Source organism: Nocardioides ferulae (genome assembly GCF_003660455.1).
GTDB classification, from domain to species: domain Bacteria; phylum Actinomycetota; class Actinomycetes; order Propionibacteriales; family Nocardioidaceae; genus Nocardioides; species Nocardioides ferulae.
The window spans coordinates 1-23,540 of sequence record NZ_QZVR01000018.1 but is presented as its reverse complement, the minus strand read 5'-3'; the positions used below and the strand labels follow the sequence as shown (position 1 = coordinate 23,540).

Annotated in this window: 19 protein-coding genes and 1 tRNA gene; 14 read left to right on the top strand and 6 right to left on the bottom strand. The window is 72.6% G+C overall.

What is annotated here, in order from left to right; translation table 11 throughout:
- Positions 1-2: 2 nt before the first annotated feature.
- From treZ to glgX, 3 genes are read right to left on the bottom strand one after another with little or no spacing between them, the layout of a single operon-like run.
- Positions 3-1,793 carry a malto-oligosyltrehalose trehalohydrolase gene (gene treZ, locus D6B71_RS16855; protein ID WP_121257202.1) on the bottom strand — a complete coding sequence of 597 codons (1,791 nt, stop codon included), beginning with the start codon at positions 1,791-1,793 and terminating at the stop codon, positions 3-5.
- On the bottom strand, positions 1,790-4,393 hold the full coding sequence (gene treY / locus D6B71_RS16850; protein ID WP_240641502.1) for a malto-oligosyltrehalose synthase: 2,604 nt from the start codon (positions 4,391-4,393) through the stop codon (positions 1,790-1,792). The genes treZ and treY overlap by 4 nt, the downstream gene beginning before the upstream one ends.
- Entirely contained in the window at positions 4,390-6,567 is a 2,178-nt protein-coding gene (gene glgX / locus D6B71_RS16845) for a glycogen debranching protein GlgX (RefSeq protein WP_121257200.1), read from the bottom strand. Before glgX ends, treY begins: the two co-directional genes overlap by 4 nt.
- 278 nt (positions 6,568-6,845) lie before the next feature.
- On the opposite strand from glgX, the gene D6B71_RS23845 reads away from it, so the two are divergent.
- The 4 genes from D6B71_RS23845 (at position 6,846) to thpR (ending at position 14,026) form a co-directional block, all read left to right on the top strand.
- Positions 6,846-11,303, top strand: a complete 4,458-nt coding sequence (locus D6B71_RS23845) for a fibronectin type III domain-containing protein (RefSeq protein WP_164519715.1) — start codon at positions 6,846-6,848, stop codon at positions 11,301-11,303.
- Between the two features lie 78 nt (positions 11,304-11,381).
- Complete coding sequence (locus D6B71_RS16820; protein ID WP_121257198.1) at positions 11,382-12,527, top strand: acyl-CoA dehydrogenase family protein; 1,146 nt, start codon at positions 11,382-11,384, stop codon at positions 12,525-12,527.
- Positions 12,528-12,602: 75 nt separating this feature from the next.
- Positions 12,603-13,340, top strand: a complete 738-nt coding sequence (locus D6B71_RS16815) for a VIT1/CCC1 transporter family protein (protein ID WP_121257196.1) — start codon at positions 12,603-12,605, stop codon at positions 13,338-13,340.
- Between the two features lie 116 nt (positions 13,341-13,456).
- Positions 13,457-14,026 carry an RNA 2',3'-cyclic phosphodiesterase gene (thpR, locus tag D6B71_RS16810; protein WP_121257194.1) on the top strand — a complete coding sequence of 190 codons (570 nt, stop codon included), beginning with the start codon at positions 13,457-13,459 and terminating at the stop codon, positions 14,024-14,026.
- Here the strand turns inward: thpR and D6B71_RS16805 are convergent.
- Positions 14,013-14,789 (bottom strand): GTP pyrophosphokinase, encoded by a 777-nt coding sequence (locus D6B71_RS16805; RefSeq protein WP_240641500.1) that lies wholly within the window; start codon positions 14,787-14,789, stop codon positions 14,013-14,015. The two genes, thpR and D6B71_RS16805, sit on opposite strands and share 14 nt — an antisense overlap.
- Positions 14,790-14,858: 69 nt before the next feature.
- Here D6B71_RS16805 and D6B71_RS16800 point away from each other — a divergent pair, with 69 nt between their 5' ends.
- Genes D6B71_RS16800 through D6B71_RS22900 form a run of 4 tightly spaced genes read left to right on the top strand, consistent with a single transcriptional unit; the run spans position 14,859 to position 17,930 of the window.
- Positions 14,859-15,992, top strand: a complete 1,134-nt coding sequence (locus tag D6B71_RS16800) for an NAD(P) transhydrogenase subunit alpha (protein ID WP_240641499.1) — start codon at positions 14,859-14,861, stop codon at positions 15,990-15,992.
- The gene (locus tag D6B71_RS16795; RefSeq protein ID WP_121257190.1) at positions 15,989-16,315 is read left to right on the top strand and encodes an NAD(P) transhydrogenase subunit alpha part 2; all 327 of its coding nucleotides are present in this window, start codon (positions 15,989-15,991) and stop codon (positions 16,313-16,315) included. Before D6B71_RS16800 ends, D6B71_RS16795 begins: the two co-directional genes overlap by 4 nt.
- Complete coding sequence (locus D6B71_RS16790; RefSeq protein ID WP_121257365.1) at positions 16,315-17,706, top strand: NAD(P)(+) transhydrogenase (Re/Si-specific) subunit beta; 1,392 nt, start codon at positions 16,315-16,317, stop codon at positions 17,704-17,706. Before D6B71_RS16795 ends, D6B71_RS16790 begins: the two co-directional genes overlap by 1 nt.
- A 53-nt stretch (positions 17,707-17,759) precedes the next feature.
- Positions 17,760-17,930 (top strand): hypothetical protein, encoded by a 171-nt coding sequence (locus D6B71_RS22900; protein ID WP_164519714.1) that lies wholly within the window; start codon positions 17,760-17,762, stop codon positions 17,928-17,930.
- A 36-nt stretch (positions 17,931-17,966) separates the two neighbouring features.
- On the opposite strand, the gene upp is transcribed toward D6B71_RS22900, so the two are convergent.
- On the bottom strand, positions 17,967-18,611 hold the full coding sequence (gene upp / locus D6B71_RS16785) for a uracil phosphoribosyltransferase (protein WP_121257188.1): 645 nt from the start codon (positions 18,609-18,611) through the stop codon (positions 17,967-17,969).
- Positions 18,612-18,729: 118 nt separating this feature from the next.
- Here upp and D6B71_RS16780 point away from each other — a divergent pair, with 118 nt between their 5' ends.
- Genes D6B71_RS16780 through D6B71_RS16760 form a run of 5 tightly spaced genes read left to right on the top strand, consistent with a single transcriptional unit; the run spans position 18,730 to position 22,751 of the window.
- Entirely contained in the window at positions 18,730-19,275 is a 546-nt protein-coding gene (locus D6B71_RS16780) for a tRNA adenosine deaminase-associated protein (protein ID WP_338036806.1), read from the top strand.
- Between the two features lie 38 nt (positions 19,276-19,313).
- Entirely contained in the window at positions 19,314-19,820 is a 507-nt protein-coding gene (locus D6B71_RS16775; protein WP_420846335.1) for a nucleoside deaminase, read from the top strand.
- A gap of 8 nt (positions 19,821-19,828) precedes the next feature.
- Positions 19,829-20,623, top strand: coding sequence for a (Fe-S)-binding protein (locus tag D6B71_RS16770; protein WP_121257359.1), 795 nt, complete (start codon positions 19,829-19,831; stop codon positions 20,621-20,623).
- Positions 20,624-20,640: 17 nt separating this feature from the next.
- Positions 20,641-22,146, top strand: coding sequence for a lactate utilization protein B (locus tag D6B71_RS16765; RefSeq protein WP_121257357.1), 1,506 nt, complete (start codon positions 20,641-20,643; stop codon positions 22,144-22,146).
- Entirely contained in the window at positions 22,143-22,751 is a 609-nt protein-coding gene (locus D6B71_RS16760; protein ID WP_121257186.1) for a LutC/YkgG family protein, read from the top strand. Before D6B71_RS16765 ends, D6B71_RS16760 begins: the two co-directional genes overlap by 4 nt.
- A gap of 45 nt (positions 22,752-22,796) precedes the next feature.
- On the opposite strand, the gene D6B71_RS16755 is transcribed toward D6B71_RS16760, so the two are convergent.
- Positions 22,797-23,165, bottom strand: coding sequence for a VOC family protein (locus D6B71_RS16755; protein ID WP_121257184.1), 369 nt, complete (start codon positions 23,163-23,165; stop codon positions 22,797-22,799).
- Positions 23,166-23,262: 97 nt separating this feature from the next.
- On the opposite strand from D6B71_RS16755, the gene D6B71_RS16750 reads away from it, so the two are divergent.
- A tRNA-Ser gene (locus D6B71_RS16750) sits at positions 23,263-23,352 on the top strand.
- Positions 23,353-23,540: the final 188 nt, after the last annotated feature.

Sequence of the window (23,540 nt, the reverse complement as noted above, 5' to 3'; positions counted from 1 at the left end):
ACTCACGCCGGTGACAGCAGCGCCCCGGCGTGCCGGGGGAGCGTCAACCGGCCGTCGCTGAGCTCGACGCCGGGTCCGGTCGCGAACAGCAGTGAGCGACCGGGCTCGACGTCGAGCACCACCGCACCAGCCTCGCCATCCGTGTCGTCGGCGCCGAAGTTCATCGCCACCAGCAACCGCCCGCGCCGCATCCGGAACACCCGCCGCTGCTCCTCGACGTCGCACGAGGTGGCGCCGAACGACGGGTCGGTCAGGTCGGGCCACTCCCGGCGCAGGGCCGCCAGCCGCTGGTACGCCGCGAGCATCCGCGCGTGCCTGCCGCCGTCGGCCTCGGACCAGTCGAGCTTGGAGCGCTGGAAGGTGGCCGGGTCCTGCGGGTCGGGCACCGCGGCGGGGTCCCAGCCCATCCGCTCGAACTCCCGGATCCGTCCCTCGGCGGTGGCCTGGCCCAGCTCGGGCTCGGGGTGGGAGGTGAAGAACTGGAAGGGCGCCGACGCCGCCCACTCCTCGCCCTGGAACAGCATCGGCGTGAACGGCCCGGCGTAGGTCAGCAGCGCCGCGCAGGCGAGCTGGTCGTCGTCGAGCACCTCGGTGACCCGGTCGCCGACGGCGCGGTTGCCGACCTGGTCGTGGTTCTGGGTGCAGACCACCAGCCGCCAGGTCGGCGTGTGCTCGGTGTCGATCGGGCGGCCGTGCTCGCGGTCGCGGAACGACGACCAGGTGCCGTCGTGGAAGAACCCGCGCTCGCACACCTTGGCCAGCGCGGCGAGCGGCTCGAAGTCGGCGTAGTAGCCGTCGGTCTCGCGGGTGAGCGCGACGTGCACCGCGTGGTGGAAGTCGTCGCTCCACTGGGCGTCGAGGCCATAGCCACCGGCCTCCCGGGGGGTGATCAGCCGCGGCTCGTTCAGGTCCGACTCGGCGATCAGCGTGAGCGGGCGCCGCTGGTGGGCCGACAGCGCGGCGACCTCGACCGCGAGCTGCTCGAGCAGGTGCACCCGGGAGGTGTCCTCGAGGGCGTGCACGGCGTCGAGGCGCAGCCCGTCGACGTGGTAGTCGCCCAGCCACATCAACGCGTTGTCCACGATGTAGCGGCGTACCTGCTCGGAGTCGTCGCCGTCGAGGTTGATCGAGGCGCCCCAGGGGTTCTCGCCCTCGCTGTGCAGGTAGGGCCCGAACATCGGCAGGTAGTTGCCCGAGGGGCCGAGGTGGTTGTAGACGACGTCCTGGATCACGCCCAGGCCGGCGGCGTGGCAGGCGTCGACGAACCGCTGGTACGCCGCGGGCCCGCCGTACGGCTCGTGAACGGCGAACCACGCGACGCCGTCGTAGCCCCAACCGTGGGTGCCGTTGAAGGCGTTGACCGGCATCAGCTCGACGAAGTCGACCCCGATCGAGCGCAGGTGGTCGAGCCGGCCGATCGCGGCGTCGAGGGTGCCCTCGGGGGTGAAGGTGCCGACGTGCAGCTCGTAGACGACCGAGCCGGCGAGCGGCCGGCCGGTCCACGCCTCGTCGCTCCAGTGGTACGCCGCGGGGTCGAACGTGCGGGACAGCTCGTGGACGCCGCCGGGCTGGCGCCGCGCGCGGGGGTCGGGCACCGGGTAGTCGGAGTCGTCGACGAGGTAGCCGTAGTCGACCCCGCCGTCGATGGAGACGTGGGGCACCGGCTCGACCGGCGTCCACCAGTCGTCGTCGGCCCGGGTCAGCTCGACGGTCTGTCCGGCGACCACCAACCGCAGCCGCGAGGGGGTCGGGGCCCAGACGTCGAACGGTCCGCGCAGGGAGGAGTGGGTCATCGGGCGGGGGCTCCCTCGGTGTCCTCACGCAGCAGCAGCGCCACGGGGTAGTCGTGCAGCAGGTCGGCCAGCCGGACGACGCCGTCTCCGGTGGTCGAGCCTGCGGCGGTGGTCGAGCCTGCCGAGACCGACCGCCCGGTCAACGCGTCGGACCAGCTGCCCGAGGGCAGGGTCAGCGTGGTGTCGCCCCAGCCGTGCCGGGTGCGGAGGCCGTGCGGCAGCCGGGTGGCGACCGTGATCGCGCCACCGCGGTCGAAGGCCAGGCAGTGCTCGGCCGCCTCGCCCTCGGCGCTCAGCGGGGTGTAGCCGGTGAACAGCTCGGGGCGCTCCCGCCGGGCGAGCAGCGCCTTGTGGGTCACCAGCAGCTTGACGATGCCGGAGTCCTCGGGGCCGTGGCCGAGTGCGGCCCGGGCACCGGCGCGCACGGCGCCGAGCAGGTCGTCGCGCAGGTCGAAGTCGACCTCGCGCCGGTTGTCGGGGTCGACCAGGCTCTGCTCCCACAGCTCGCTGCCCTGGTAGACGTCGGGCACGCCCGGCATGGTGAGCGCGACCAGCTTGGCGGTCAACGCGTTGCTCCAGCCGGGGTGGGCGGTGTGCTCGACGAGGTCCTCGAGCACCGAGCGCACGTCGTGGTCGTCGAAGACCGCGTCGACGGCGCGCTGCACGGCGTGCTCGTAGTCGGTGTCGACCTGGGTCCAGGTGGTGTGGTCGCCGGCCTCGCGCATCGCCTTCTCGGCGTAGGCGCGCAGCCGGTCTCGCGACGCCGGCCAGGCCCCGAGGATCGCCTGCCACAGCAGTGAACCGAAGACGGGGTCGGGCACCGGGGCGAGGGCCAGCAGCCGGCGCAGGGCGTGCTCCCAGTGCTGGGGCATCTCGGCGAGCACGGTGATCCGGGCGCGGACGTCCTCGCCGCGCTTGGTGTCGTGGGTCGACAGCGTGGTCATCGCGTGCGGCCACTCGCGCTGGCGCAGCGTCATCGCCTCGTGGAACTGCGCGGGGGTGATCGAGAACAGGCTCGGGTCGCCGCCGACCTCGTTGAGCGAGGTGAGGCGGGAGTAGCGGTAGAACGCGCAGTCCTCGACGCCCTTGGCCATCACCATGCCGCTGGTCTGCTGGAAGCGCTTGGCCGGCAGCGTGTCGCCGTCGGCGAGGATCGGCCGCACCGCGTCGAGCGTCGCAGCGAGCTCGGGGCGGCGCGTCCGCGCCGCGGTGAACGCCTGCTCGAGGTGCTCGTGGCCGGCGTCGGGCAGGTAGGAGCGGTAGACCGGGAAGCAGGCGAGCAGTTCGGCGACCGCGGCCTCGAGGGCCTCGTCGTCAGGGGTCGCGTCGGCGAGCTCGCGGCGCAGTCCCCGCACGATGCGTCGCGTCTCGGAGCGCAGGATGCCGGTGGCGACCTCGTGCTTGAGGTCGTGGACCATCGCGTGGAAGTCGACCGGCCCGTCGGCACCGCGCAGCCGGGCCTCGAGGGCATCGAGCGGCTCCTGTCCGGCCGGGTCGGTGAGCACCCGGTCGAGGTGCGCCAGCGCGTCGTAGCCGGTGGTCCCGGCGGTCGCCCACGATGTCGGCAGCTCCTCACCGGGCTCGAGGATCTTCTCGACCAGCACGTAGGCGCCGCCGGTGAGGTCGGCCAGGTCGTCGAGGTAGCCCTTGGGGTCGCGCAGGCCGTCGGGATGGTCGACCCTGAGCCCGTCGACCAGCCCCTCGTCGAACCAGCGCCGCACCTCGACGTGCACGGCGTCGAAGACCCGCGGGTCCTCCACCCGCACCCCGGCGAGGGTGTTGACCGCGAAGAACCGGCGGTAGTTCAGGTCGGTGTCGGCGCGGCGCCAGTTGACCAGCTCGTAGTGCTGGTGGGCGTGCACCTCCTGGGGGTCCGGCGGGTTGCCGTCGTCGTCGGGCTCGGCGGTGCCGGGGGCGACCGGGAACAGCTGGTCGTGGTAGCGCAGCAGGTTGCCGACCACCTCGAGGTTGCCGATCGCGCCGCCGGGCTCGGGCTGGTCGTCGTCGCCGATGACGGGGATCCGGATCCGGCCGGCGCCGGCCTCCCAGTCGACGTCGAACGCGGCGGCGTACTTGGAGCCGGCGCCGTGCTTGAGGAGGTCCCACCACCAGGCGTTCTCGGCCGGGGTGGCCACACCGACGTGGTTGGGCACGATGTCGACCAGCACCCCCATGCCGAGCCGCTGTGCCTCGGCCGACAGCGCGGCCAGGCCGACCGCTCCGCCCCGCGCCGGGTCGATCCGGTTGAACGAGGTGACGTCGTAGCCGTGCTCGCTGTCGGGCTCGGAGGCCAGCAGCGGCGACAGGTAGACCCAGTCGACGCCGAGGTCGTGCAGGTAGGGCAGCAGCCGAGCGGCGGCGAGCAGGTCGAACTCGGGCGTGATCTGCAGCCGGTAGGTGCTGACGGGGGTACGCCGGTCAGCGGCGCCCTCGGCCGGGCTCGCGTCGGCGTCGGCGCTGCCTGAGGTGGCCTCGTCCGCACCGACGCCCGGGACGTCGGCCGGCTCCTCGGTGGGGGTGCCGTCGAGCGGCTCGAGCGGCGGCTCGGGGATCTCGATGGGACCGGTCTCGGGCTCCGTCTGCTCCGGCACGGTGCTCACGCCTGCTTCGACATCGCGGCCACGGAGGCGGCGACCGAGTGGTCGATCTCCTCCTCGACCTCGGTGTGCTGCTGGAGCACCACGAGGCTGTGCGTGGTCATCTCGAAGGTGGCCCCGGCCGGGTGGGTGGGGTGGCTGGCGGCGCTGCCGCCGGTGTCGATGACGACGTCCCACGCCTCGGCGTACTCCGCAGGGGGCAGGGTGACCGTCGCCGGCCCGTCGGCGTTGAAGTAGAGCAGGAAGTGGTCGTCGACGATCTCCTGGCCGCGGGCGTCCAGGCCCTGGATGCCGTGACCGTTGAGGTACATGCCGATCGCCTTCGAGCCCGAGCCCCAGTCGTCGTCCTCCATCGGGTGGCCGGCGAGGTGCAACCAGACGATGTCGTTGAGTCGCTCGCCGCCCTCGGCGTCGCTGCTGGCGGGCACCTTGACCGGACCGCCGGTGAAGAACCGCTTGCGGCGGAACGTCGGGTGGTCGCGGCGCAGCCGGGCGAGTGCGGCGGTGAACTCGATCAGGGGGCCGTCGGCGTCCTCCCAGTGCACCCAGCTCAGCTCGGAGTCCTGGGCGTAGGTGTTGTTGTTGCCCTGCTGGGTGCGGCCGAGCTCGTCGCCGTGCAGCAGCATCGGGGTGCCCTGGCTCAGCAGCAGGGTGGCGAGCACGTTGCGCTGCTCGCGGGCCCGGGCGGCGAGGATCTCGGGGTCGTCGGTGGGGCCTTCGACGCCGTGGTTCCAGGAGCGGTTGTGGCTCTCGCCGTCGTTGTTGTCCTCGCCGTTGGCCTCGTTGTGCTTCTCGTTGTAGGAGACCAGGTCGCGCAGCGTGAAGCCGTCGTGGGCGGTGACGAAGTTGATGCTCGCGACCGGTCGCCGGCCCGAGTGCTCGTAGAGGTCGGCGGAGCCGGAGAGCCGGGTGGCGAACTCGCCCAGCGACGGCTCGCCGCGCCAGAAGTCGCGGACGGTGTCGCGGTAGGCGCCGTTCCACTCGGTCCACTGCGGGGGGAACCCGCCGACCTGGTAGCCGCCGGGGCCGATGTCCCAGGGCTCGGCGATCAGCTTGACCTGGCTGACGACCGGGTCCTGCTGCACGAGCTCGAAGAAGGTGGCCAGCCGGTCGACGTCGTAGAACTCGCGGGCCAGGGTCGAGGCCAGGTCGAAGCGGAACCCGTCGACGTGCATCTCGGTGACCCAGTAGCGCAGCGAGTCCATGATCAGCTGCAGCGAGTGCGGGTGGCGGACGTTGAGGCTGTTGCCGGTGCCGGTGTAGTCCATGTAGTAGCGCTGGTCGTCCTCGACGAGGCGGTAGTACGCCGGGTTGTCGATGCCGCGCAGGCTGAGCGTGGGGCCCAGGTGGTTGCCCTCGGCGGTGTGGTTGTAGACCACGTCGAGGATCACCTCGATGCCGGCGGCGTGCAGCGACTTCACCATCGACTTGAACTCCTGCACCTGCTGGCCCCGCTCACCCGTGGCGGCGTAGGAGGCCTGCGGGGCGAAGAAGCCGAGGGTGTTGTAGCCCCAGTAGTTGCGCAGTCCCTTCTCGAGCAGCGTGGAGTCCTGGATGAACTGGTGCACCGGCATCAGCTCGATCGCGGTCACCCCGAGCTTCTGCAAGTGCTCGATGACGGCCGGGTGGGCGACTCCGGCGTAGGTGCCGCGCTGCTCCTCGGGCACGTCGGGGTGCAGCTGGGTGAGGCCCTTGACGTGGGCCTCGTAGATCAGGCTCTCGTTGTAGGGGATGCTGAGCAGCCGGTCGCCCTCCCAGTCGAAGAACGGGTTGATCACCACGCCCTTGGTCATGTGGGCGGCCGAGTCTTCGTCGTTGCGCGAGTCGGGGTCGCCGAAGTCGTAGCCGAACAGCGACTGGTCCCAGTCGATCTCGCCGCTGGTGGCCTTGGCGTAGGGGTCGAGCAGCAGCTTGTTGGGGTTGCAGCGCAGCCCGCGCGAGAGGTCGTGGGGGCCGTGCACGCGGTAGCCGTAGCGCTGGCCGGGCTGCACCGAGGGCAGGTAGCAGTGCCAGACGTAGGCGTCGACCTCGGTCACCTCGACCCGGGTCTCGTTGTCCTCGTCGTCGAACAGGCACAGCTCCACGCGGTCGGCGGCCTCGCTGAAGAGTGCGAAGTTGGTGCCGGTGCCGTCGAACGTCGCGCCCAGCGGGTAAGGCTGTCCGGGCCAGCTCTCCACAGGTGTCTCCTCGGGGAGGTCTTGGATCGATCCACGGGGGTGTGGTCGCCGGACGGCTCGCCCCTCCCCAGGACGCACCCCCGACCCGCCACCCTTACCCATGCGGGGAGCACCTCACGCATCGGCGGGCTCCGCCGCGGCGTGGCGTGGACGACGTCTGGACCGAAGGGGTGAAGAAACGGCAAAACCGAGACGGAGGCTCTCGGTGTGACTTAGATAACAGTCGCGGAGCGTCGGAGCCGACGGGGGATCGGACGTCCGCCGTTCTAGGGGGTCCCATGCCCTTCCGTCGTCGTGCAGTTCTCGGGCCCGCACTCGCCGCCGCTCTCGCCGTCTCCGGGCTGGCCACGCTGGCCCCACCCGCCACGGCCCTGGTGCCCGATGGCGGCCTGCGGGTCCTCGTCGCCGAGCCGACGCCGGCCGGGAACCAGGTCTCCCTGGGCGACGTCCGCTGGGGCGACGGCACGATCTACGCCGCCCGTCGCGCGTCGAGCAGGACCAGCATCGTGACCTACGCCGTCGGGGAGTCGGTCCTTGCCGCGCCGACCTCAGCGACCCCGATCCCCGAGGCGTGGGACCACGACCCCACCGCCGCGTTCGAGGTCGCGCCCGACGGGGGCTTCTACCTGCAGGCGCCCCGCGAGACCGGTATCTCGGAGCGGTCGTACGGCTGGGGTGTCGGGCGTCTAGCCTCCGACGGCTCCATCGACCCGGCGGCGGTGCCCGCCATCGACGACGCCTTCACCGGGGAGTTGGCCTGGGCGTCCGAGTCGGTCGTCATGGACCCCGACGGCTCCGGGGTGCTGGTCGCCGGCGCGAGGCTGAAGAGCTTCGGCTCTGGAGGCACCAGCTACGGGGTGGCGGCCGAGATCCCGCTTCCGGTGCCCTCGGACCAGCAGACCGGATCGGTGATCGTGGCCTCCGCCGATGGCTGGGCGAACACCACCGCGACGCACTACCAGCCGCCGTTCCTGCCCGGCGTGGTGCCGGACGCGCGTCAGCACCCCCGCATGGGAAGCATCGTGTCGCTCGACGCCAAAGGCCCCTACGTCTACCTCCGCGAGACCTGGTACATCCACCGGGTCGACCGACGTACCAACGAGATCGTCACGCTGTGCTGCCGCCAGCCGGACGGTTGGGACAGGCCGGCACCGGTGGAGGGCGGGTCCGTCGACGAGGCGCACCTCGAGATCCTGGCCGGCCCGGTCGCCGATCGGCAGGGCAGCCTCTTCGTCGCGATCGACGCCGGCGCCGGCGCGAACGAGATCTGGCAGATCCGTCCGGACGCCACGCTGCACCACGTCGCCGGCGACGCGACCGCGCCGGAAGTCAGTGACGGGGCCGACCCCCGCTCGGTGCGGCTGGTCGACGTCGGGGACCTCGACCTCGACCCCGACGGCAACCTCTACCTGACCCACAACGGCGTCGGCGACAACGGCCTGCAGGTCTTGATGATCCCCGGCGTCGCCGCGGCCGACACTGCCCCATCGGCACCGCGCCACCTGGTCCTCACCCCCGGGTCCGGTGAGATCGACCTGGCCTGGGACGAGCCGTCCGACGACGGCGGCCAGCCGGTGCTGGACTACACCGTCCGGGCCCACCCGGCGGGTGCCACCGGAACGGGGTCCGACGTCGTCACGACGGTGACCTCGCGCCGGGCCACGCTCACCGGGCTCACCGACGGGGTGGACTACGGGGTGAGCGTGGCCGCGACCAACAGCCGTGGCACCGGCCCGGTCGTCACCGCCGTCACCCGCCCCACGGCGTACCAGGCCCGACTGACCGCGAGCCCGGACCAGGTGACGGCCGGCGAGACGGTGCAGTTGGACGCCGGCACCTCGCACGTGCCGTCCGGCTCGACGTACGAGTTCTTCTGCGACGGCCGCTTCCGCGATCCCGTGGCGTCGACCGGAGACACGGCGACCTGCCGCTACCCGCGCGGCAGCAACGACGAGGGCTACGCCGCCACCGTGGTGGTCAGCTCGCCCGACGGCGCGCAGACCTGGACCGCCGCCGACACCGTGGTGGTCACCGACCCACCCGACACGGTGGAGGGTTCCCACGCCTTCGACCCGGCCGACTCCTTCGTCACCGTCCCGGCCGCCGCCGACGGCAGCCTCGACAGCGAGTCCTGCGGTGCCGGAACCACCGGGTCGACCTGTGTCATCGAGGGCGGGGCCTGGATCGTGCTCACGGCGGCAGCCGGCACCCTTCGGGCCGGCTCGACCGTGCGGATCCACCAGGGCGACGAGGCCGAGCTGCAGGACGAGCTGGGCTCCGGAGTCCAGGCCCAAGGCGGCTTCGCGGTCACCTGGACCGACAGCGAGGGGCGGAAGTACGACCTGGACCAGCCTTTGATCGTCACTGTCACGCCACAGAGCGCTGCGGACCAGCGCCATGCCCGACGGGCCGGGTGGGACGTCGGTGCCGCCTTCCAGGAGTGGGGGCAGTCCTTTGTGTCCGGGGTGTCGAACCTCGCCGGGACCATCGGCTCGGCCTTCCAGTTCCTCGGCAGCGCGATCTCGGAGCTGTGGGCCTCGGCCGCCCAGTCGCTCACGACACCCAACAGCAGCCGGACCAACGACGTCTACCAGTGCTCGAGCTTCCTCGTCGTCACCGGCGCTCAGAGCTACCGGTGCGATGGAAAGCTGACCATCCTCCGCGACGTGCTGACCGACCGGATCGCCGCCGTCGACGCCGGCGCTCGGGTGGTGTCGGCGGGCGGCGCCAACGTGGTGTCGGCGGGCGGCGCGAACGTGGTCTCGGCCGGCGGCGCCAATGTGGTCTCCGCCGGTGGGGCGAACGTCAGGATCGAGATGGGCGCGAACTCGGTGATCTCCGCCGGTGGGGCGAACGTCGTCTCCGCCGGGGGCGCGAACGTGGTGTCCGCCGGTGGGGCGAACGTCGTCTCCGCCGGCGGGGCGAACGTGGTCTCGGCGGGTGGCGCGAACCTCGGCGGCACCGTGGCGACCATGATGATGCTGACCCGCGACCCCGGGTTCGCCTTCGCCGATGCCGTCGACGCGACTCCGCCGACCGCGACGGTCGAGCTGGACCCCCCGGCCCCCGAGAGCGGCGTCTATCCCTACGGCAGCACCGTCACCGCCAGCCTGTCCGCGCAGGCGGCGGGCACCAAGAGCGTGCAGCGGGTGAGCTACGAGGTGACCGGCGCCCAGACGACGGCGTACACGATCGTCGACGACCATGAGACGGAGCTGACCGTCTCCGGTTCCGGAACCTCGACGCTGGTCTACGGCGCGGTCGACGACCAACTGGTCGGCTCCACCCCGGCGGAGATCGAGATCCGGATCGCCGGCCCGTCGGTGCCCGCGGCGCCCTCCGCGCCGACCGGCGTCGCCGGCCCGCTCCACGACAGCGTGCGGTTCACCTGGAGCGCCCCCGAGGACGAGGGGGACCTCCCGATCACCGGCTACTCGCTGCAGGTGACCGATCACGGCCTGGTGACCGACGGCAGTTCGGCCGAGCCGCCGCGCACGGTGCCGGTGACGGGTGACGTCACCACGGTCAACGTCACCGGCCTGCTGCCCGGGCACCGCTACTCCGCGACCGTCCGCGCGGTGAGTGAGGCCGGGCCAGGCGCGGTCTCGGCGGCCTCCGCGGACGTGGTCACCGCGACCACCCCGCAGGCGGCCTCCGGCCTCGCCCCGGCGGCCGGGGACCGGCAGGTCGCCCTGACCTGGTCCCCACCTCTCGACACCGGAGGGCTCCCGGTCACGGGGTACGTCGTCTCCCGGTCGGCCGCCGTGGACGGGACCTTCGCCCCGGTCGGCAGCCCGACCGCCGCGTCGTTCACCGACACCGGGCTCACCAACGGTGAGACCTACTACTACCTCGTCCAGGCGCGCAACCACCTCGGACTGTCGGCCCGGTCCTCGGTGGTGTCGGCGACGCCGCACGCCACGTCGACGCCACCGGACCCGGACCCGGACCCGGACCCGGACCCCGAGCCCCCGCCGCCGGACCCGGAGCCCCAGTCGCAGACCCTGACCTTCATCGCCCCCGACAGCCTGGTCTACGGGCAGGGCGACAGAGAGCTGACCGCCAGCGCCACGTCGGGCCTCCCGGTGCGGTTCGTCTCGCTGTCCACCGACGTCTGCACGGTGACCGGTGCGACGTTGCGGGTGATCGGCGCCGGGACCTGTGCCGTCGAGGCCGCCCAGGCAGGCGACGCCGACTGGCTGGCCGCCCCTTCGGTCACCCGCACGATGGTGGTCGCCCGCGCGCCGTTGACCGTCCGGGCGACGTGGGGGCGGATGCTGCGCGGAGGCGCCTCGCCGGTCGTGGCCGCCCACTATCTGGGGCTGGTCGCGGGTGACACGCCGTTCGATCTTCCGGCTCAGGCCACCTGCCGGGCCGTCGTACGCGAGACGCTCACCAGGTGCGGCGGTGTGGAGAGCCTCGACTACGAACCGACCTATGTGGACGGACGCCTGCGCGTGCGCCGGCACGGCGCGGCCGTCCTGAGCACGCCGCTGGTGCACGCCCGGGTCGGTGAGCCGATCAGGCTGAGCCTCCGCATCGCTGGGTCGCGCGGTCTGCGGGTGAGCTGGGAGGGCGACCTGCCCGACGGGGTCACGGCGCGTCGGGATCAGCGGACCGGACGGCTCTCGTTCGTCGGGGCCCCCACCGCCGTGGGGGTGCACCAGGTGCGGGTCCTCGTCACCGGGGACGGCCACCGGAAGGCCGAGCAGGTCGTGCGCTTCCACACCTGGTGAGCGGTGCGTCGGCCCCGTCGGCGAGACGGGGCCGGCGGTGTCCGTCCGGTCGGCTACCCGCGGGTAGAGTCCGGCCCCATGAAGCGCAGCATCTACGACGAGGACCACGAGGCGTTCCGCGGCTCGGTGCGTGAGTTCCTCGAGCGGTCGGTCATCCCCCACGTCGAGCAGCACGCCGAGGCCAAGGCGCTTCCGCGCGAGTTCTGGCTCGAGGCGGGCAAGCAGGGATTCCTGGGCCTGGAGATCCCCGAGGAGTACGGCGGCGCCGGGGCCGGCGACTACCGGTTCAACGCCGTTCTGCTCGAGGAGCTGAACAAGGTGAACGCGGCGCTCGGCTCCTGCGTCGGCATTCACGCCGACATCACCGCGCCCTACCTCGTCGAGCTCGGCACCGAGGAGCAGAAGCAGCGCTGGCTGCCCGGCGTCGCCGCGGGCGAGATCCTGCTCGCGATCGGCATGACCGAGCCCTCCGGTGGCTCCGACCTCGCGGCGCTGAAGACCACCGCGGTCCGCGACGGTGACTCCTGGGTCATCAACGGGTCCAAGACGTTCATCACCAACGGCTACTCCGCCGACCTGGTGCTGGTGGCGGCGCGCACCAGCCCCGAGAAGAAGGCCCGCGGCATCACGCTCTTCGCCGTCGAGGCCACCGCGCCCGGCTTCAGCCGCGGCCGCAAGCTCGACAAGGTCGGGCAGGACGAGTCCGACACCGCCGAGCTCTTCTTCGAGAACGTGCGGGTCACCGACGCCGAGATCGTCGGCGAGCTCGACGGCGGCTTCATCCACATGATGCAGAAGCTCCCGCAGGAGCGGCTGGGCTGCGCGATCTCGAACGTCGCGCACGCCAAGCAGATCCTCGACGAGACCCTGCAGTACGCCAAGGACAGGCAGGCGTTCGGCCAGTCGATCGGCCAGTTCCAGCACAACAAGTTCCTGCTGGCCGACCTGTTCACCCGGATCGAGGTGACCCAGGCCTACCTCGACCAGTGCGTCGCGGCCCACGACGCCGGTGAGCTCACCGCCGTCGACGCCGCGAAGGCCAAGTGGTGGTCCTCGCAGGTGCAGAACGAGGTGCTCGACCACTGCGTGCAGCTGCACGGCGGCTACGGGTTCATGAACGAGTACCGCGTGGCCCGGGCCTGGCGCGACGCCCGGGTCAGCAAGATCTGGGCCGGCTCGAACGAGATCATGAAGGAGCTGATCGGGCGCGACCTGGGGCTGTGACCCAGCTCGGGACGACGCTGCAAGGCCAGCCAACCCTTGCTTGATGTCCCGGTCCCACCGGTGTGGGATCGGGGCATGGACCCCACGACCGCCACGCCGGACCTCACGCCGGGTCCCCACGACGACGAGCCGCACCGCCTCGGGTTCACCAGCCGGCTCAACTGGCTGCGGGCCGGCGTGCTCGGCGCCAACGACGGCATCGTCTCCACCGCCGGCATCGTGATCGGCGTCGCCGGTGCCACCTCGGACCGCACCGCGCTCCTGGTCGCCGGCGTCGCCGGCGTCGCGGCCGGTGCGATGAGCATGGCCGCCGGCGAGTACGTCTCGGTCAGCACCCAGCGCGACTCCGAGCTCGCGCTGCTGCGCAAGGAGCGGCGCGAGCTGGCCGAGGAGCCGGAGGCCGAGCTGGCCGAGCTCGCCGGCCTGTACGTCGAGAAGGGGCTCAGCGACGACCTCGCCCTGCAGGTGGCCGAGCAGCTGACCGCCCACGACGCCCTCGCCGCACACGCCGAGGTGGAGCTGGGCATCGACCCCGACGACCTGACCAGCCCCTGGGCGGCGGCGGTGGCCTCGATGATCGCGTTCACGGTCGGCGCACTGCTGCCGCTGCTGGTGATCCTGCTCGTCGCCGACGAGCTCCGCGTCGGCGCGACGGTCGGCGCCGTCGCAGCCGCGCTCGCCCTGACCGGCTGGGCCAGCGCCCGGCTCGGCTACGGCCCCGCCGGTCGCGCCGTGGCCCGCAACGTGCTCGGCGGCCTGTTCGCGATGGCGGTGACGTTCGCGATCGGGTCCGCCATCGGCACCCAGATCTAGCAACGCGGGCAGATGTAACGCGGTGTCCGGGTAGCTCGAGGGCTGTCGGGACACCGCGTTACCTACGGGGACACCGCGTTACATGCCGCGGCCGGGCTCTCACTAGGCTCGTGATCATGCGGATGTTCGCGGCGCTGCTGCCCTCCGAGGAGGCGGTCGAGCACCTCGAGGAGTTCCTGGAGCCGCGCCGGCACGCGGCCACCTTCCGCTGGGCCGCCCCGGAGCAGTTCCACCTCACCTTGGCGTTCCTCGCCGACGTGGCCGAGCGGCACCTCGACGACCTCGGTGAGCGGCTCGCCCGCGCGGCCGACCGGCGTACCAGCTTCCAGGTGCGCCTCGCCGGTGGCGGCGCCTTCCCGAACCCGGCGCGGGCGCGGGTGCTGTGGGCCGGGCTCGACCTCGACGACACCGGCCGGATCGAGCTCGACCGGCTCGCGACCGGTGCCCGCGCCGCCGCGGCCCGGGCCGGGATCGAGGTCGAGGGCAAGCGGTTCCGGCCGCACGTGACGCTGGCCCGGCTGGGCCGCCCGGAGGAGGCCAGCAACTGGGTGCGGCTGCTCGAGGGGTACGCCGGCCCGGCCTGGACCGCGGACCGGCTCACGCTCGTGCAGTCGTTCCTGGGGGAGGGCCCGGGCGGCCGCCCGCGCTACGAGATCGTCGGCGAGTTCCCGCTCAGGGCCGGGTAGGCGGAGCGGTCGGCTCGCCGCCGAGCCGCCGCAACGAGGCCAACAGCTGCTCGGGCAGGGCAGTGGCCGCTCCCGAACGGAGCTGCTCCAGCACCTCGGCGGGGAGGTCCTCGAGCCCCTGCACCTCCTGGTGCAGCGACTCCATCCGCACGTCGAGGGCGTAGGCGGTCTCGGCCGCGTCGTGCAGGCCGGCGAGCAGCTCGGGCGGCACCTCGCGGCGGTACTTGTAGTAGATCTTGTGCTCGAGGCTGGCCCAGAAGTCCATCGCGATCGTGCGGAACTGCACCTCGACCAGCACCGGCACCGCCCCGCCGGAGAGGAACACCGGCACCTCGACCAGCGCGTGCAGGCTGCGGTAGCCATTGGGCTTGGGATGTGCGATGTAGTCGCGCACGTCGAGCACCCGGATGTCCTGCTGCTGCCCGAGCATGCCGAAGACCCGGTAGACCTCGGAGATGAAGCTGCAGGTGACCCGCACCCCGGCCAGGTCGGTGATCCGCGCCCGCACCTGGTCGAGCACGTCGTCGGCCTCGGCGTCGATGCCCTTGCGGGCGATCTTCTCGCGCAGGCTGTCGGGGGTCTTGAGCCGGCAGGAGATGTGCTCGATCGGGTTGTAGTCGTGGAGGTGGGTGAACTCCTCGCGCAGGATCTTCAGTTTGGTGGCGATCTCGTCCATGCCGAACTTCGCCTCCACCATCAGCCGGCGGAAGCCCTCGTCGGCGGGCAGCGGCACCTGCGGGTCGGTGGCCGCGGTCGAACTCACACCGCCAGGGTACGGAGCCCTCCCCGCGGAGGCCGCCCCCTCCGCTAGGTTGCCGGTGTGAGGATCGCTGTGACACGAGAGACACGCGACGGCGAGGCCCGGGTGGCGATGGTCCCCGACCTCGTCGGCAAGCTGACCGGGCTGGGCTACGACGTCACCGTCGAGCCGGGCGCCGGGCTGGGCGCGCAGATCGCCGACGAGGAGTACGCCGCCGCCGGCGCGCTGCTCGACGAGCGTGCGGTCGACGAGGCCGACGTGGTGATCTCGGTGCAGCCGCTCGATCCGGGGGCGGTGCGCCGGCTGCGCCGGGGAGCGGCCACGGTGTCGTTCCTGCCGACCAACGCCGAGCTGCCGCTGGTCGCCGACCTGCGCGACGTCGGGGCGACGGCGTTCGCCATGGAGCTGGTGCCGCGCATCTCGCGGGCGCAGTCGATGGACGCGCTGTCGTCGCAGTCGCTGGTCTCCGGCTACCGCTGCGCGATCGTGGCCGCGGGGCTGCTGCGCCGCTTCTTCCCCCTGAACATGACCGCCGCGGGCACCGTTCCCCCGGCCGAGGTGATGGTGCTGGGTGCCGGCGTCGCCGGCCTGCAGGCCATCGCGACCGCGCGCCGGCTGGGGGCCGTGGTGAAGGCGTACGACGTGCGCGCCGCCGCGGCGGAGGAGATCCGCTCGATGGGCGCCCAGGCGATCGAGCTCGACCTGGAGACGCTGGAGGGCGCCGGCGGCTACGCCCGGGAGATGACCGAGGAGCGGGCGCAGCGCCAGCGCGACCTGCTCGCCCCCTACGTCGCGAGCGCCGACGCCCTGATCACCACCGCCGCGGTGCCCGGCCGGCAGGCCCCGCTGCTGGTGACCTCGGCGATGGTCGAGGCGATGAAGCCCGGCTCGGTGGTGGTCGACCTGGCCGCCGAGACCGGCGGCAACGTCGAGGGGTCGGTGCCCGGCGAGGTGGTGCGCATCGGCCACGCCCAGGTCTGGGGCGGGCGCAACGTGCCCGCGCAGATGCCCGGGCCGGCGTCCCGGCTCTACGCCCAGAACGTCGTCAACCTGCTCACGCTGATGACCACTCCGGGCGCCGACGGCGGCCCGGCCGCGTTCGCGCCCGACTTCGCCGACGAGATCGTCGCCGGCTCCTGTGTGGTCCACGAGGGCCGGATCCTGCACGAACCGACCCGCGCCGCCCTGGAAGGAGACCCCGCATGAGCGAGGAAGTCGTCTGGTTGACGATCTTCGTGTTGAGCGTGTTCGTCGGCATCGAGGTGATCTCGAAGGTCTCCTCGACCCTGCACACCCCGCTGATGTCGGGGGCGAACGCGATCCACGGCATCATCCTGCTCGGCGCGGTCATCGTCACCGGCATGACCGACTCGACCGTGGCGCTGGTGGTCGGCCTGATCGCGATCGTGCTGGCCGCGGTCAACATGGTGGGCGGCTTCGTGGTCACCGACCGGATGCTGCAGATGTTCACCCGCCGCAAGCCGAAGCCGGCCAAGGCCGACACCGGCTCGACCGGAGGGGCCGCGTGATGCCCCCCACCTGGGTCCAGCTGACCTACCTGGCCTGCGCGGTCTGCTTCATCCTCTCGCTGAAGGGCCTGGCCGGGCCGAAGACCGCCCGCGCCGGCAACCTACTCGGTGCGGCGGCGGCCGTGGTGGCGGTCGCGGTGCCGTTCTTCTACCTCGAGCTCGACCACGTGCCGCTGATCCTGGTCGCGATCGCGCTCGGCTCGGCGGCCGGTGTGCTCGGGGCCCAGAAGGTCCAGATGACCCAGATGCCGCAGATGGTGGCGCTGTTCAACGGCGTCGGCGGCGGCGCGGCGTCCCTGGTCGCGCTGCTGGAGCTGCACGAGATGGTCCCGCACGCCGACAGCGCGTTCGGGCCAGGCTGGTTCACGTTCGCGGCGACCGCGTTCACGATCCTGGTCGGCGCGGTGTCGTTCGCCGGGTCGGTCGTCACCTTCGCCAAGCTCCAGGAGCTGATGACCTCCCGCCCGGTGGTCTTCCCGGGCCTGCCGGTCGTGTTCGGCGTCCTGCTGCTGGCCTCGGTGGTGCTCTCGGTGCTCACCGTGACCGACCCGACCATGTGGATCGGCATCGTGCTGGCCCTGCTCGGGCTCGCGGTCGGCGTCCTGCTGGTGCTTCCGGTGGGCGGTGCCGACGTGCCGATCGTGATCTCGCTGCTCAACGCGTTCACCGGTCTCACCGTCGCCGCCGGCGGCTATGTCCTCGGCAACGTGGTGCTGCTGGTGGCGGGCACGCTGGTCGGCTCGGCCGGCACGTTCCTGACCCTGCTGATGGCCGGCGCGATGGGCCGCTCGGTGGCCAACATCCTCTTCGGCGCGCTCAAGGGTGGCTCGACGCTGGGCGCGGGTGTCGCCTCCGACCGGCCGGTGCGCTCGGCCGGCCCCGAGGACGTCGCGATCCTGCTGGGGTACGCCGAGCGGGTCATCATCGTGCCCGGCTACGGCCTGGCTGTCGCCCAGGCGCAGCACACGCTGCGCGAGCTGGTCGACGTGCTCGCCGCCCGCGGCACGAAGGTCGACTACGCCATCCACCCGGTGGCCGGCCGGATGCCGGGTCACATGAACGTGCTGCTGGCCGAGGCGCAGGTGCCCTACGAGCAGCTGGTCGAGATGGACGACATCAACGGCGAGTTCAAGCACACCGACGTGGTGCTGGTGGTCGGGGCGAACGACGTGGTCAACCCGGCCGCGAAGACCACCCCGGGCGCGCCGATCTACGGCATGCCGATCCTCGACGCCGACGAGGCGAAGCAGATCGTGTTCATGAAGCGGTCGATGCGCCCCGGGTTCGCCGGCATCGAGAACGAGCTGCTCTTCGACCCCAAGACGACGCTGCTGTTCGGCGACGCCAAGGACTCCCTCGGCAAGCTGCTCAGCGCGGTGAAGGGCCTCTGAGGCCGACCGGCTAGCATCCGCGTGGGGAGGCCGACCGCGAGGAGAGCCGAGGAATGGACGACGAGCAGGAGCGACTGGCGCGCCCCGACGGACACCGCTACGACGCACCCGAGTCGCCCGAGGAGCGCTCGAGCAAGGGCTGGACCTACGGCGTGCTGGCGCTGCTGGTGGTGCTGCTCATGCTGCTGCTGGTGACCGGCAAGGTGCCCGGCCTGCAGGGGTAAGCCCGCAAGGGCGGCCGCCGGTGCCCGCTGAGGAGCTCAGTTGCCCGCGACGCCGTAGAGCCGGTCGCCGGCGTCGCCGAGCCCGGGCACGATGTAGCCCTTCTCGTTGAGCCGCTCGTCCATGGCGGCGGTGACCACGGTGACCGGGACCTCGAGGCCCTCGAGCTCGCGCTCGAGCCGCTCGCAGCCCTCGGGGGCGGCCAGCAGGCAGATCGCGGTGATGTGGTCGGCGCCGCGGTCGGTGAGGAACCGGATCGCCGCGGCGAGGGTGCCGCCGGTGGCGAGCATCGGGTCGAGCACGTAGCACTGGCGCCCGGCGAGGTCCTCGGGCAGCCGCTCGGCGTAGGTCGACGCCTCGAGCGTCTCCTCGTTGCGCACCATGCCGAGAAAGCCGACCTCGGCGGTCGGCAGCAGCCGCATCATCCCCTCGAGCATGCCGAGCCCGGCGCGCAGGATCGGCACCACCATCGGCTTGGGGTGGGCCAGCCGGACGCCGGTGGTGGGCGCCACTGGGGTGGTGATGCCGTGCTGCTCGACCCGCACGTCGCGCGTGGCCTCGTAGGCCAGCAGCGTCACCAGCTCGTCGGCGAGCCGGCGGAAGGTCGGCGAGTCGGTGTCCACGTCGCGGAGGGCGGTGAGCTTGTGGGCGACGAGCGGGTGGTCGACGACGTGCGTGCGCATGCTCGAAGGCTAGGCCATGGGACACCGGCGCGGCGCACTCCGGGCCCGGATGCTCCCTCGCGTGGTGACGCGGGCCGCAAGGGGTTCCCCGCGGCGTCCGCCTCTGCCACTCTGGGAGGTGCCTCGCGCAGGCGAGGTGCTCGTCGGGCCGCCCCGCACCACCGACGGAAGGTTCCAGACCATGCGCGACTTCGAGGACGCCGTGGACTTCGCCCTGGCTGTCTTCCGCGAGGAGGGCGCCTGGCAGGTGGAGTCGCTGACCCACGACCATCTCGGCGACCTCGAGACGCTCGCCGGAGCTCTGGGCCGGTTCCCCGGCGACGCCGGGGTGCTGGGTCTGGTCGCCTTCGACGAGGACTACTTCGTGGTGGTCCGGGTGACCGGCCCGTTCACCCGGGTGCTGCTCTCCGACCTGACCGCAGCCGACGAGTGGGAGCTCGCCTCCTCGGTGCTCGAGTCGCTGGGCCTGCCACTGCCCGACGACGACGATCAGGTGCCGGCCGGCGACCTGGAGATCTTCGACGACCTGGGCATCAGCACCCTCGACCTGGCCGCCCTGCTCGACGACGTCGATCTCTACCCCGACGAGCTCCTCTCGGAGGTGGCCCGGCAGCTGGGCTTCGGCCCGCTCTTCGACGACGCGGTCGGGCTCACCCCGGCGTGAGCGCACCCGGCGGCCCGGGCGCGCGGCAGACTGTCGCCATGCCCCCGACGCCGTACGACGTGTGGCAGGCGCCGATGCGCGCCGCCGTGCACGAGGCGCGGGCGGCGCTCGCCACCGGCGATGTGCCGATCGGTGCGGTGGTCGTCGATGCCGCCGGCACGGTGGTCGGCCGCGGCCGCAACGTGCGCGAGGCGCAGGCCGACCCGACGGGTCACGCCGAGGTGGTGGCGCTGCGGGCCGCGGCGGCAGCGCGCGGCGAGTGGCGGCTGGCGGGCTGCACGCTCGTGGTCACGCTCGAGCCGTGCACGATGTGCGCCGGCGCGGCCGTGTTGAGCCGGGTCGACCGGGTGGTGTTCGGGGCGTTCGACCCGAAGGCGGGCGCGGTGGGCAGCCTGTGGGACGTCGTGCGCGACCGGCGGCTCAACCACCGGCCGGAGGTGATCTCGGGGGTGCTCGCCGAGGAGACGGCGGCGTTGCTGGAGGGCTTCTTCGCCGGCCACCGAGCCGGGCCGGAGTCGGGGCCCGCGGCAGGGGCGGCGACATGATGGAGCCCATGCGCGTCGCCCTGATGATCACCTGCGTCAACGATGCGATGTTCCCCGAGACCGGGAAGGCTGTGGTGCGGCTGCTGCGGAGGCTCGGAGTGGAGGTCGAGTTCCCGGCGGCGCAGACCTGCTGTGCGCAGCCGATGGTGAACACCGGCTATCTCGACGAGGCGGTGCCGGTGGTGCGCACGTTCGTCGACGCCTTCGCCGGCTACGACGCGGTGGTGGCGCCGTCCGGCAGCTGCGTGGGCTCGGTGCGCCACCAGCACGCGCTGGTGGCCGGGCGCTCCGGTGACCCGGGGCTGGTGCGCGCCGTCGCCGAGACCTCGCCGCGGGTTCACGACCTCACGGAGTTCCTCGTCGACGTGCTCGGGGTCGTCGACGTCGGTGCCTACTTCCCGCACACGGTCGCCTACCACCCGACCTGCCACTCGCTGCGGATGGTCGGGGTGGGCGACCGGCCGCGGCGGCTGCTGGAGGCGGTGCGCGGCCTGCGCCTGGTCGACCTGCCCCACGCCGAGGAGTGCTGTGGGTTCGGGGGCACGTTCGCGCTCAAGAACGCCGACACCTCGGTGGCGATGGGGTCCGACAAGGCCCGGCACGTGCGGGGCACCGGCGCCGAGGTGCTGGTGGCCGGCGACAACTCCTGCTTGATGCACATCGGCGGGGTGCTGTCGCGGCAGCGGGCAGGGGTGCGGGTGATGCACCTGGCCGAGATCCTGGCGGCGACCGAGGACGACGCCTCGGGCGGAGCCCCGGCGGCCTCCCCGGGCACGACGCCCGCCGAGGAGGTGGGGCGGTGAGCGCCACGTTCGTCGGCATGCCGGCCTTCCCCACCGCGGCCCGGGAGGCGCTCGCCGACACCCAGCTGCGGCACAACCTGGCCCACGCCACCGGCACCATCCGCGCCAAGCGGGCTCGGGTGGTCGCCGAGCTCGACGACTGGGAGGAGCTGCGGCTGCGGGCGGCGGCGGTCAAGGACGCCACCCTGGTCGGCCTCGAGCAGCACCTGGTCGACCTCGAGGCGGCGCTGACCGCGCGCGGTGCCACCGTGCACTGGGCCCGCGATGCCGCCGAGGCGTGCGCGATCGTCGCGGCGGTGGCGCGCGGCCACGGCGTCGACGAGGTCGTGAAGGTCAAGTCGATGGCCACCCAGGAGATCGGCCTCAACGAGGCGCTCGCCGAGCACGGCATCGCCGCCTGGGAGACCGACCTGGCCGAGCTCATCGTGCAGTTGGGCGACGACCTGCCCTCCCACATCCTGGTGCCGGCGATCCACCGCAACCGCGCCGAGGTGCGTGAGATCTTCCTGCGGGCGATGGCCGGGGCGGGGCGGCCGGCCCCGGCGGACCTCACCGACGAGCCCGCGGTGCTGGCGGGTGCCGCCCGCGAGCACCTGCGCGAGAAGTTCCTGCGGGCGAAGGTTGCCGTGTCGGGGGCGAACTTCGCGATCGCCGAGACCGGCACCCTGGTGGTCGTCGAGTCCGAGGGCAACGGTCGGATGTGCCTGACCCTGCCCGAGGTGCTGGTCAGCGTGGTCGGCATCGAGAAGGTGCTGCCGAGCTGGTCGGACCTCGACACGTTCCTCCAGCTGCTGCCCCGCTCCTCCACCGGTGAGCGGATGAACCCCTACACCTCGACCTGGACCGGCGTCACCCCCGGCGACGGTCCGCAGGAGGTGCACGTGGTGCTCCTCGACAACGGCCGCACCCGGGTGCTCGCCGACGAGGTCGGGCGCCAGGCGCTGCGCTGCATCCGCTGCTCGGCCTGCCTCAACGTGTGCCCGGTCTACGAGCGGGTCGGCGGCCACGCCTACGGCTCGGTCTACCCCGGCCCGATCGGGGCGATCCTCAACCCGCTGCTGCGCGGGGTCGGGGTCGACGAGCAGGTCGACTCGCTGCCCTACGCCTCGTCGCTGTGCGGGGCGTGCTTCGAGGTGTGCCCGGTGCGCATCGACATCCCCGAGGTGCTGGTGCACCTGCGCTCGCAGGTCGTCGACGCCCGCCGGGGAGGGGTGCGCGGCCCGGGCACCCACGCCGGCGAGGCCGCGGCGATGAAGGGAGCGGCGTACGCGTTCGGGAGCGGTCGGCGCCTGGCGCTGGTCGAGCGGATGGCCGGGGTCGCCGGCGCGGTGCTCGACCGGGTGGGCCGCGGCACGCTGCCGGGCGGACGCCGCTCGGCCGGGCGACTGCCCGGGCCTGCTGCCGCCTGGACGGGGGCGCGCGACCTGCCGTCGCCGCCGCGAGAGTCGTTCCGGCGGTGGTGGCGGCGGACCGACGGGGGGCTTGCTGAGCACGGGCCTGAGCAGGGAGGACAGGAGTCGTGAGCACGGCGCGCGAGGAGATCCTGGGCAGGGTCCGGTCCGCACTGGCCGACGCAGCACCCGTGGCCCCGGCCGAGCGGCGCTCTCCGGCGGCGCGGCGACCGCACGAGGAGCTGGTCGACCTGTTCGCTGAGCGGGTCGCGGACTACCGGGCGGTGGTCCAGCGCTGCACCCCCGACGAGCTCGGCGACGTCGTCCGGGCCGCCCTGACACCCGGCTCCGCGGTGGTGCTGCCGGCTGGGCTGGACCTTGAGATCCCGGGTGCCGTGGTGGACGGGGCGGACGGCCGGATGCTGACCGCGGCCGAACTCGACGCCGTCGACGCGGTCGTCACCGAGGCCCGGGTCGGCATCGCCGAGACCGGCACCGTGGTGCTCGACCACGCCGCCGGTCAGGGACGCCGTGCGCTCACGCTGGTGCCGGACCGACACGTGTGCATCGTGCGCGCCGATCAGGTGGTCGCCGACGTGCCGGACGCCTTCGCGGTGCTCGACCCGCTGCGACCGCAGACCTGGATCAGCGGCCCCAGCGCGACCAGCGACATCGAGCTCGACCGTGTCGAGGGCGTGCACGGGCCGCGCAACCTGCACGTCATCGTGGTCGGCTGACGCAGACCGGTGGTCGAGCCTGCCGAGACTCGGTGGGCGAGGGGGTCAGCCCTCGGGCATGCCCTCCATCGGACCGGCGACGCAGAACTGGTTGCCTGCCGGGTCGGCGAGCGTCACCCAGCGGAAGCTCTCGTCGCCCCGATCGCCGATCTTGGTGGCGCCGGCGGTGACCAGGCGCTCGACCTCGGCGTCGAGGTCGGGGGCGGAGAGGTCGAGGTGCAGCCGGTTCTTGCCGGGTGTGGGGTCGTCGACCTTCTGGAAGGCGAGTGTGACCGGAAGAGCGCCGCCGCTGACCATGACGAACTCGCCGCCATAGGGGTCGGCGGCGGTGCCGCCGGTCTGCTCGGCCCACCAGGTGGCGAGCGGGAGCGGGTCGGTGGTGTCGCAGGTGACCATGCCGAGGGTGAGAGTCATGCCCCGACGCTAGGGAGGGCCACCGACACCCGGCGGGGGCGGACCAGACCAGTGGTCCGATTTCTCGCCCCCGACCCGCTCCGGTAACCTTCCCGGCGGTGACGTGTCCGAGCGGCCTAAGGAGAACGCCTCGAAAGCGTTTGTGGGCGCAAGTCCACCGAGGGTTCAAATCCCTCCGTCACCGCCATCTCGCCGAGACCCGGCGGACCGACAGGTCCGCCGGGTCTTGTCGTTCGCAGGCGGCCGTGGACATGCGCGCCCCACCGTCCGCCGCGGTCGGCTTGTCTGGTCCTCGCCTGCCGAAAGGGCTCGCGCTTGATGGTCGTCCTGCGACGCTCATCTTGCCGGTGGAAGTTCTCATGAGCCTTTTGCTCG